Raw genomic sequence first — 9,566 nt, 5'->3', positions numbered from 1 at the left:
CCGTTCGGGACGCTCTGCGTCCGGTCTTCTTTGTTGCAGCCGGGTATCAGGACTGAATCGCGGTTTTTTCCGATGCGGCCGGCGTAGAAGGCTTGGGAGCAGGTTTGGCGGCCGGCTTTCTTGCCGCTGTTTTTTTCGCAGCGGCAGGCTTTTTGGCAGCCTCGACGGGCCTGGCCGCTGCTTTCTTGACAGCTGGCTTGGCCGCCACGCTCTTGTCCGCCGCTTTGGTGACAGGCTTGGCCGCCGCCTTGACCAACGGTTTCGCCGCGCTTTTCGGCGCTGCAGGTTTGGCCGCCAACGTGCGTGAGGCAGCCGGTTTGGCTTTCGCGCCCACCAACAGCTCGATCTGCCGGGTCAGCTGGTCGACCTTGCTGTGCAGCGCCTGTACTTCACTGCGGCTCGGCACACCCAGACGCGAGATGGCGCCATTCAGACGCTTGTCGAAAGCCTCTTCCAGCTCGTTCCACTTGCCAACCGCGAGGTCTTTGACATCGTCTACGCGAGACTTGGCCGACTTGCTGGTGTTCTTGACGTCATCGAGCTGCTTCTGCGCTTCGACCTTGGTCAGCTTCTCGGCCTTCTCGCCGTCCTTCACCAGGCTCTCGAAAAGCCTGCTGCCGTCATTGCTGACTTTGGAATACGCGCCCAAACCCGCCAGCCAGATCTGACGAGAGTACTTCTCAACCTCGCCCATCCAGGAGCTGCCATCTTTGTCGGTTTTTTTCTTGCCAGCCATCCTGTTCTCCTTATCGTCCAGACTTGGAACGCCCGAGTCGTTTCGGCACGCAGCGTTCGAGCTTTTATCGGCCCGACACGCTCAAGCAACGCCGTCAGCTCATCGAGCCTGGCAAAGAGCGTGTCTACATCATGTTTAGACGGGATACCGACCCGGTTCAAGGCCTTTGCGACTCGAACGTCGAAAGCACGCTCGATTCTGTCGATTTGCGCGCATAAAAGAGCGCATGGGCACACGGCGGCGAAGAAAAATCAGCAGGTCTGCATACGGCGTTCAGGCAGCGAGCGCCTTGTCGAGAACGCGCTCGACTTCTGTCTTGATCGAACCGCTCATGGCCGACAGGATGAAGTTCAGCTCGATGTTCACGCGGATCAAAGCCTCTTCGACCTCGACCTCGCCCTTGGCGCCCTTGCCCTCCAGTTTTACGGTATCGCCAGCCCATTCGTGAGCCAGTCCGTATCGGGTGGACAGCTTCTCGACCAGTTGCTCGGCCTTTTCGCGAGCCTTCTCGAGGCCCAGGGCGTGCGGGCGTTCAACGGTTATCTTGGCCATCGGAGGCTTCCTTGATCGTCATATGAAATGCGGCGCAACTATATACACCCGCCCGCATCCAAGAAAGCGTTGCAGGTGAGCCTTGTCAAGACAAAGCCGGCCTTGGCGATTAGAATGACCCGCACTCTATTCCGGTGAAGCGATATGAACGATCAGCGCAAAGGCAGCGATGCCGAACCTACGACTCACTTCGGTTACAAAAATGTACCGGAAAGCCAGAAGGCAGAAAAAGTCGCTGAGGTTTTCCATTCGGTGGCGGCCAAGTACGACCTGATGAACGACCTACTGTCCGGCGGCATGCATCGCCTGTGGAAGCGTTTCGCGATCGAGCTGTCCGGCGTCCGCACCGGTAACCGCGTGCTGGACATTGCTGGCGGCACGGGTGACCTGACCCGCAAATTCTCCAACCTGGTCGGCCCGACCGGCCAGGTGGTCCTGGCTGACATCAACGCTTCCATGCTCAAGGTCGGCCGTGATCGCCTGCTGGACCTGGGTGTGGCGGGCAACGTCGAGTTCGTCCAGGCCGACGCCGAAAAACTGCCATTCCCGGACAACCATTTCGACTGCGTGACCATCGCGTTCGGCCTGCGCAACGTGACGCACAAGGAAGACGCCCTGCGTTCCATGCTGCGCGTGCTCAAGCCGGGTGGTCGCCTGCTGGTGCTGGAGTTCTCCAAGCCGACCAACAAGCTGATGTCCAAGGCCTACGACGCCTACTCGTTCGCGTTCATGCCGTTGATGGGCAAGCTGGTCACCAATGACTCGGAAAGCTACCGCTATCTGGCCGAATCGATCCGCATGCACCCCAACCAGGAAACCCTCAAGTCGATGATGGTAGAAGCCGGTTTTGACCGCGTGACCTATCACAACATGACTGCCGGCGTCGTGGCCCTGCATCGCGGTATCAAACCCTGATGTTGCTCCGGGGGCTGCTCGCCAGTATCGAGCACGGCATCAATCGGGTGCTGCGCCTGGACAGCACCGCGCTGCCACGCATGGCGCGTCTGTCCGGGCGTGTCATTGCGGTGGACTGTCGCGATCCGTCCCTGAAGCTGTTCATCCTGCCCAGCGACGAAGGCTTGCTGCTCGCCGCTGACTGGGCTGCCGAGGCTGACTGCACCCTGCGCGCGCCGGCTTCCAGCCTGGTGCGCCTGGCCCTCAGCAAGGACAAGACCGCTGTGCTGCACGGCCCGGACGTCGAACTCGACGGTGACAGCGGCGCGCTGCTGGAACTGGTCGGCATTCTTCAGGACCTGGAGCTGGACTGGGAGCACGAGCTGTCCAACTGGATCGGCCCTGTGGCCAGCCAGTTGTTCAGCAACCAGCTGCGCAACAGTGGGCGCTGGACCTGGGAAAGCTTCAACAGCCTCAGCCAGAACGTTGCCGACTACCTCAGCGAAGAATCGCGCACCCTTGTAGGCAAGCACGAAGCCGAAGCACGATTTGCCGAACTCGATCAGATCAAGCTCGATCTGGAACGCCTCGAGGCGCGCTTTGCCCGCCTTGCCCACTCCCTCAATACCAGCGATAACGCATGAAGCTGCTTGCCGTCCGCCGTCTGTTTCGCATTCAACGTGTCGTTATCCGCTATCGCCTTGATGACCTGTTGTTCGCCCTGCCCCTGCCGTGGTGGATGCTCGCGCTGCGTTTCGTGCTGCCCTGGCGCTGGCTGCCACGGCGTAAATCCGAGCTGAGCCGGGGCGTACGCTTTCGTCTGGCGCTCCAGGACCTGGGGCCGATTTTCATCAAGTTCGGGCAACTGCTGTCTACACGGCGCGATCTGCTGCCCGAGGACATCGCCGACGAGCTGATGCTGCTGCAGGACCGCGTGCCGCCGTTCGATCAGCAACTGGCGATCAAGCTGATCGAAGAACAGCTCGGCGCGCGCATCTGTGACGTGTTCAGCCGCTTCGACGAGAAGCCGCTGGCGTCCGCTTCGGTCGCTCAGGTGCATGCCGCCTGCCTGAAGACCGGCGAAGAAGTCGTGGTCAAAGTGGTACGCCCCGGCCTCAAGCCGATCATCGGTCAGGACCTGGCGTGGCTGTTCATTCTGGCCCGCACCGCCGAGCGCGTGTCTGCCGATGCCCGCCTGCTGCACCCGGTGCAGGTGGTGATGGATTATGAAAAGACCATCTACGACGAACTCGACCTGCTGCGTGAAGCGGCCAACGCCAGCCAGTTGCGACGCAACTTCGAAGGCTCCGACCTGCTTTACGTGCCACAAGTCTACTGGGACTGGTGCCGCCCGAAAGTGCTGGTCATGGAGCGTATCTACGGCCTGCAGGTCACCGACATGGCCGGGCTGGCCGATCAGCGCACCGACATGAAACTGCTCGCCGAGCGCGGCGTGGAAATCTTCTTCACGCAGATTTTTCGCGACAGCTTCTTCCATGCCGACATGCACCCCGGCAACATTTTCGTCAGCACGGTCAACCCGTGGGCGCCGAAGTACATTGCCATCGACTGCGGCATCGTCGGCAGCCTGACCCCGGAAGATCAGGATTATCTGGCGCGTAACCTGTTTGCCTTTTTCAAACGTGATTATCGTCGCGTTGCGCAACTGCACATCGATTCGGGCTGGGTGCCGGCAGAGACCAAGCTCAATGAATTCGAAGCGGCCATCCGTACGGTCTGCGAGCCGATTTTCGAGAAGCCGCTCAAGGATATTTCCTTTGGTCAGGTGCTGATGCGCCTGTTCCAGACCGCACGCCGCTTCAATATGGAAGTCCAGCCGCAACTGGTTCTGCTGCAAAAGACCCTGCTCAACATCGAGGGGCTGGGTCGTCAGCTGTACCCTGAACTGGACCTGTGGAGCACCGCGCAGCCTTATCTGGAGCGCTGGATGCGTGAACGGGTCAGCCCGAAAACCCTGCTGGGCAATCTGCAATCACAGGTCGAGCAACTGCCGCATATCGCAGGCATGACCCGTGATCTGCTGGAGCGCATGTCCCGCCCGCACGCCTCTGATCCGCCGCGCCCATGGCACGATCGCAAGGACGAGCCGGTCCTGCGGCTGATCGGTGCGGCATTGCTGGTCGGCGGCGCGATACAGGGCTGGGTGATGAGCGAGGCTGCTACCCAGTTGCTGACGCTCACCGCGTGGCCGGCGGCGATCATGCTCATCGCCGGGCTGTATCTGATCGTTCGCCGATAGCCAGCAGCGGATGGCGCTGGCACACTGTTCAATCCGCCGGGCATGAAAGCCGGCTGCCGGAGTAGATATGAAAGACTGGCTGGACGAGATTCACTGGAACAGCGACGGTCTGGTGCCTGCAATCGCTCAGGATCACAAGACCGGCCGGGTGTTGATGATGGCCTGGATGAACCGCGAGGCCCTGAGCCTGACGGCGTCCGAGAACCGTGCCATCTATTGGTCGCGTTCGCGTGGCAAACTCTGGCGCAAAGGTGAAGAATCGGGTCATGTGCAAAAGCTGCATGAACTGCGCCTGGACTGTGACGCCGACGTCATTATCCTGATGGTCGAGCAGATCGGTGGCATCGCTTGCCATACCGGCCGCGAAAGTTGCTTCTACCGAGTGTATGAAAATTCAGGCTGGAAGACCGTAGACCCGGTTCTGAAAGATCCTGATGCTATTTACCAGGCAGGCCATTGAACATGACTGATACGTTGTCCCGTCTGGCCGATGTGCTGGAATCCCGCAAGGACGCCGCTGCCGACAGCTCCTATGTCGCAAGCCTGTATCACAAGGGCCTGAACAAGATTCTGGAAAAGCTCGGCGAAGAGTCGATCGAGACCATCATCGCTGCCAAGGACGCTGCGGTCAGCGGTGATTGCAGTGACGTGATTTATGAAACCGCTGACCTGTGGTTTCACAGCATGGTGATGCTCGCCGCGCTGGGTCAGCACCCGCAGGCCGTGCTCGATGAACTGGACCGCCGATTCGGCTTGTCCGGCCACGCGGAAAAAGCCGCTCGCTCGGCAGAGTAACGCTCTCCCCTTTCAAGCTTGAAATCTTTTACGAGGACTGTTTCATGGGTATTTTTGACTGGAAACACTGGATCGTCATCCTGATCGTCGTTGTACTGGTTTTCGGGACCAAGAAACTCAAGGGCCTGGGCAGCGACGTCGGCGAATCGATCAAAGGCTTTCGCAAGGCAATGAATGACGATGACAAGCCAACCGAACAGCCTGCACCTCAACCACAGCAGGCCCAGCCAGCCCCACAGGGCTCGCCGCTGAACCAGCCACACACCATCGACGCTCAGGCGCACAAAGTCGACGAGCCGATCCGCAAAGACCAGGTTTAAGCCCATGTTCGGTATCAGCTTCTCTGAACTGCTGCTTGTCGGCCTGGTTGCCTTGCTGGTACTGGGTCCCGAGCGCCTGCCGGGTGCTGCACGCACCGCAGGCTTATGGATCGGCCGGTTGAAGCGCAGCTTCAATGCGATCAAACAGGAAGTTGAACGTGAAATCGGGGCTGACGAGATTCGTCGGCAGCTACACAACGAGCACATTCTTTCGATGGAAGACGAAGCGCGCAAAATGTTCGCGCCCAATCAACCGCCCGAGAACAGCTCCGAGCCGGTGAATCCGTCGCCAGCACCGGCAGCGGACCAAGCTGCAAGCCCCGTGCACGACCAAGCCGCGCACCACGAAATCGGTCCTGCACAACCTGCGGCACCGAAGACCGAGCTGTCGCTGGAGAAAACCGCGAAACCGGCTGACGCCGGCACACCGGTCCCGACGCCTCCCGCCCACGATTCGTCATTGCCACCGCGAGCACCATGAGCGCTGATACCCCGGAAAACGATCAGCAAATGCCGCTGATCTCGCACCTCACCGAGTTGCGTACACGTCTGTTGCGCTGCGTTGCGGCAGTCTTCCTGATTTTCGCCGGCCTGTTCTACTTCACGCAGAAGATCTACACACTGGTCTCGGCGCCGCTGCGAGTCTATCTGCCTGAAGGCGCAACGATGATCGCCACCGATGTGGCTTCGCCGTTCATCACGCCGTTCAAGCTGACCATGATGGTCGCGCTGTTTCTGTCCATGCCGGTGATCCTGCATCAGATCTGGGGCTTCATCGCGCCGGGCCTGTACAAGCACGAGAAGCGTGTCGCGGTGCCACTGCTGGTGTCGAGCATCATCCTGTTCTACGCAGGTATGGCGTTTGCCTACTTTCTGGTCTTCCCGCTGATTTTCCACTTCTTCGCCAGCGTGACGCCGGAAGGCGTGTCGATGATGACCGACATCGCCAGCTATCTGGACTTCGTGATGACGTTGTTCTTCGCCTTTGGCGTGGCCTTCGAAATCCCGGTGGCCGTGGTGTTGCTGGTATGGATCGGCATCGTCGACGTCAAGTACCTGAAGAAGATCCGCCCTTACGTGATCATCGGCTGCTTCGTGGTCGGCATGATCCTCACCCCGCCGGACATCTTCTCGCAGACGCTGCTGGCGGTGCCGATGTGGCTGCTCTTCGAGCTGGGCGTACTGTGCAGCACGATGATCAAGAAGCGTGGCGAACATCCGGACGATGAGACCGAGGACGCTGACAAGCAAGACCAGCCGCCCGCGACCACACCGTGAACCTGCTGCTGCTTGAGGAAGCCGATTTCATTGCGGCTGACCGGGTGGTCCTGCGTGACCGCCGCCTGAAGCACATGCAGGAGGTGCATCGCGCAGAGGTCGGCGACAGCTTGCGGGTGGGCCGGGTCAATGGCCTGCTGGGCAATGCCGAACTGCTGCGCCTTGAACCCCATGAAGCAGAGCTGCGTGTCGAGCTGCAGAGTGCGCCGCCGGCCAAACTGCCGCTTACCCTGTTGCTGGCGTTGCCACGCCCCAAGATGTTACGCCGGGTGTTTCAGACCGTTGCGACCATGGGCGTGCCGAAAGTCATCCTGCTGAACAGTTACAGGGTGGAAAAAAGCTTCTGGCAAACGCCATTTCTCGAGCCTGAAGCCATCCGCGAGCAGCTGATTCTGGGCTTGGAACAGGCACGCGATTCGGTGCTGCCTGAAATCGTGATCGAAAAGCGCTTCAAGCCTTTCGTTGAAGATCGCTTGCCACAGATCGCGCTCGATACACTGGGCCTGGTTGGCCATCCCGGTGATTTCCCGGCCTGCCCGCGTGCGGTCACAGAGCCAGTCACACTGGCCATCGGCCCTGAAGGTGGCTGGATACCCTACGAAATCGATCTGTTGCGCCAGTCGGGTTTGCAACCCGTGCAACTGGGCGAACGCATCCTGCGCGTCGAAACCGCTGTAACGGCCCTTCTCGCTCGCTTGTTCTAAGCTGTCAGTGTCGACTCAATCGCTTCAGTTAACCGATAACTGGCCGATGCAGTCGGATACTTAGGACAAAAGACGTCAAGGAGTGATCATGTCTCGTGGGTTATCCAAAAGCCTCGCCAATGCGAGTGTCAGCCTGAAACTGGCGATAGGCTTTGGCCTGGTGCTGTTGATGACGCTGATGATTTCGGCCACCGGCTGGTTCAGCAATCAGGCCCTGATCGATCGTGGGGACCGTGTCACTGCGATTGCAGAGGTCAATGAGCTGACCCTTCAGTTGCGCATCAACCGTATGAGCTACGAGGCGCTGTACAACGCAGAGACCGCAGCGAAGGTCAGAAGTACACTCGATGAGCTCGACGCTGCACTGCAAACCGCCAGAAACCTGCTGCGATCCCCCGAGAACCTGCAATTGCTGGATGTTCAGATTCAGGCGACCCGCGACTACCGCCAGTCGTTCGAGGACATGAGCAAGGCGATCGAAACCCGCGAAGCGAGCCGCAGCCAGATGGGCGAAAACGCCGACAAAGCGGTGGATCAGGCCGACAGGATCGAAGCCGAACTGCTCAAGGAAGATAACATCCTGGCCTTCAATGGCATCGTCGGCGTCAGCAAGCTGATTCAGCAGGCGCGTTTTCAGGTACGTGGTTACACCTACAGCGGCCGTCCCGATTTCGAAAAAGACGCCAATAAGGCCATCGATGACGCGGTGACCGGGATCAACACGCTGGCTGGCGACATTTCTTCCACTTATTCGCCCATGCTGCAACAGGCCATCGCCGGGCTGAATGGCTACCGCGCGGCTGTGGGCCGCTACCGCGATGCCCAGGCCGCATCCAAGGCCGCACTGGATAAAATGACCACGCTGGGCGTCAGCATGCTCGCCACCAGCAACGACCTGATTACCCGACAGAACAAGAGCCGCGATGCAGACAGCGCCAAGTCGGTGACGATGATCGCCGCAGCGACTGCGTTGGCGCTGGTGCTGAGCATTCTCGCGGCCTGGGTCATCACTCGCCAGATCACCACCCCGCTGCAGGAGACCCTTGAGGTCGTAGAGCGGGTGGCCTCGGGCGACCTGAGCCGCAACCTCAAGGTCGATCGCAAGGACGAACTGGGCAAGCTGCAGGCCACGATTCAGCGCATGACGGTGAGCCTGCGCGAACTGGTCGGCGGGATTCGCGATGGTGTCACCCAGATTGCCAGTGCAGCCGAAGAGCTGTCGGCAGTTACTGAGCAGACCAGCGCCGGGGTCAACAGCCAGAAGGTCGAGACCGATCAGGTCGCCACTGCCATGCATGAAATGACGGCGACCGTTCAGGAGGTCGCACGCAACGCCGAGGAAGCTTCGGAAGCAGCGGTGACGGCAGACCGCCAGGCCCGCGATGGCGAACGAGTGGTCAACGAGGCCATTGCGCAAATCGAACGCCTCGCCTCTGCGGTGAGCAATTCCAGCGAAGCGATGGGCGCGCTGAAACAGGAAAGCGACAAGATCGGCAGCGTGCTGGACGTCATCAAATCGGTCGCCGAGCAGACCAACCTGCTGGCCTTGAACGCCGCTATCGAGGCAGCACGCGCCGGTGAGGCCGGTCGCGGCTTTGCGGTGGTTGCCGATGAAGTACGCAGCCTGGCGCAGCGCACGCAAAAATCCACCGAAGAGATCGAAGCGCTGATCGCCCGTCTGCAAAGCGGTACACAGCAGGCCACAACCGTCATGGACAGCAGCCGCGAACTGAGCACCAGCAGCGTGGAGCTGACCCGCAGGGCCGGTGGATCGCTGGAGAGCATCACCAAAACCGTCTCGGCAATCCAGGCGATGAACCAGCAGATTGCCGCTGCCGCTGAAGAACAGAGCGCGACCGCCGAAGAGATCAACCGCAGCATCATCAATGTCCGTGACGTGTCCGAACAGACCTCTGCGGCCAGTGAAGAAACCGCAGCGTCCAGCGTGGAACTGGCCAGACTGGGCAACCACCTTCAGGTCCTGGTGAGCCGCTTCACCGTCTGATCTGTCAGCGCACAGCCCGCGC

At 60.2% G+C, this 9,566-nt stretch carries 12 protein-coding genes and 1 pseudogene; 10 read left to right on the top strand and 3 right to left on the bottom strand.

Features of this window, described 5'->3' with window-relative positions; genetic code table 11:
• Positions 1 to 46: 46 nt before the first annotated feature.
• The 3 genes and pseudogenes from GE543_RS22305 to GE543_RS22295 all read right to left on the bottom strand — a co-directional run bounded on the left by GE543_RS22305 (position 47) and on the right by GE543_RS22295 (position 1,288).
• Entirely contained in the window at positions 47 to 736 is a 690-nt protein-coding gene (locus tag GE543_RS22305) for a phasin family protein (protein WP_153222396.1), read from the bottom strand.
• Between the two features lie 10 nt (positions 737 to 746).
• Positions 747 to 945 (bottom strand): annotated as a pseudogene (locus tag GE543_RS22300) (phasin family protein); the annotation flags it as partial.
• A 64-nt stretch (positions 946 to 1,009) separates the two neighbouring features.
• The gene (locus GE543_RS22295; protein WP_003316638.1) at positions 1,010 to 1,288 is read right to left on the bottom strand and encodes a polyhydroxyalkanoic acid system family protein; all 279 of its coding nucleotides are present in this window, start codon (positions 1,286 to 1,288) and stop codon (positions 1,010 to 1,012) included.
• Between the two features lie 144 nt (positions 1,289 to 1,432).
• On the opposite strand from GE543_RS22295, the gene ubiE reads away from it, so the two are divergent.
• The 10 genes from ubiE (at position 1,433) to GE543_RS22245 (ending at position 9,544) form a co-directional block, all read left to right on the top strand.
• Positions 1,433 to 2,203 carry a bifunctional demethylmenaquinone methyltransferase/2-methoxy-6-polyprenyl-1,4-benzoquinol methylase UbiE gene (ubiE, locus tag GE543_RS22290; protein WP_003341410.1) on the top strand — a complete coding sequence of 257 codons (771 nt, stop codon included), beginning with the start codon at positions 1,433 to 1,435 and terminating at the stop codon, positions 2,201 to 2,203.
• Positions 2,203 to 2,826 (top strand): SCP2 domain-containing protein, encoded by a 624-nt coding sequence (locus GE543_RS22285; protein ID WP_153222395.1) that lies wholly within the window; start codon positions 2,203 to 2,205, stop codon positions 2,824 to 2,826. Before ubiE ends, GE543_RS22285 begins: the two co-directional genes overlap by 1 nt.
• The gene (gene ubiB, locus GE543_RS22280; protein ID WP_003316635.1) at positions 2,823 to 4,442 is read left to right on the top strand and encodes a ubiquinone biosynthesis regulatory protein kinase UbiB; all 1,620 of its coding nucleotides are present in this window, start codon (positions 2,823 to 2,825) and stop codon (positions 4,440 to 4,442) included. Before GE543_RS22285 ends, ubiB begins: the two co-directional genes overlap by 4 nt.
• Positions 4,443 to 4,509: 67 nt before the next feature.
• A complete protein-coding gene (hisI, locus tag GE543_RS22275) occupies positions 4,510 to 4,902 on the top strand; it encodes a phosphoribosyl-AMP cyclohydrolase (protein ID WP_003432368.1) in 393 nt (130 codons plus the stop codon).
• Between the two features lie 2 nt (positions 4,903 to 4,904).
• Positions 4,905 to 5,237: a phosphoribosyl-ATP diphosphatase gene (locus tag GE543_RS22270; protein ID WP_153222394.1), complete on the top strand. Its 333-nt coding sequence runs from the start codon at positions 4,905 to 4,907 to the stop codon at positions 5,235 to 5,237.
• Between the two features lie 44 nt (positions 5,238 to 5,281).
• Positions 5,282 to 5,557: a twin-arginine translocase TatA/TatE family subunit gene (locus tag GE543_RS22265; protein ID WP_153222393.1), complete on the top strand. Its 276-nt coding sequence runs from the start codon at positions 5,282 to 5,284 to the stop codon at positions 5,555 to 5,557.
• Positions 5,558 to 5,561: 4 nt separating this feature from the next.
• Complete coding sequence (gene tatB, locus GE543_RS22260) at positions 5,562 to 6,038, top strand: Sec-independent protein translocase protein TatB (RefSeq protein ID WP_153222392.1); 477 nt, start codon at positions 5,562 to 5,564, stop codon at positions 6,036 to 6,038.
• Complete coding sequence (gene tatC, locus GE543_RS22255) at positions 6,035 to 6,835, top strand: twin-arginine translocase subunit TatC (RefSeq protein ID WP_004409199.1); 801 nt, start codon at positions 6,035 to 6,037, stop codon at positions 6,833 to 6,835. The genes tatB and tatC overlap by 4 nt, the downstream gene beginning before the upstream one ends.
• On the top strand, positions 6,832 to 7,539 hold the full coding sequence (locus GE543_RS22250) for a 16S rRNA (uracil(1498)-N(3))-methyltransferase (protein ID WP_004409197.1): 708 nt from the start codon (positions 6,832 to 6,834) through the stop codon (positions 7,537 to 7,539). Before tatC ends, GE543_RS22250 begins: the two co-directional genes overlap by 4 nt.
• 88 nt (positions 7,540 to 7,627) lie before the next feature.
• Positions 7,628 to 9,544: a methyl-accepting chemotaxis protein gene (locus tag GE543_RS22245; RefSeq protein WP_153222391.1), complete on the top strand. Its 1,917-nt coding sequence runs from the start codon at positions 7,628 to 7,630 to the stop codon at positions 9,542 to 9,544.
• Positions 9,545 to 9,566: the final 22 nt, after the last annotated feature.

The organism is Pseudomonas sp. SZ57, from assembly GCF_009495975.1.
Taxonomy (GTDB): Bacteria; Pseudomonadota; Gammaproteobacteria; order Pseudomonadales; family Pseudomonadaceae; genus Aquipseudomonas; species Aquipseudomonas syringae.
This window is presented reverse-complemented; position numbering and strand designations above follow the sequence as displayed.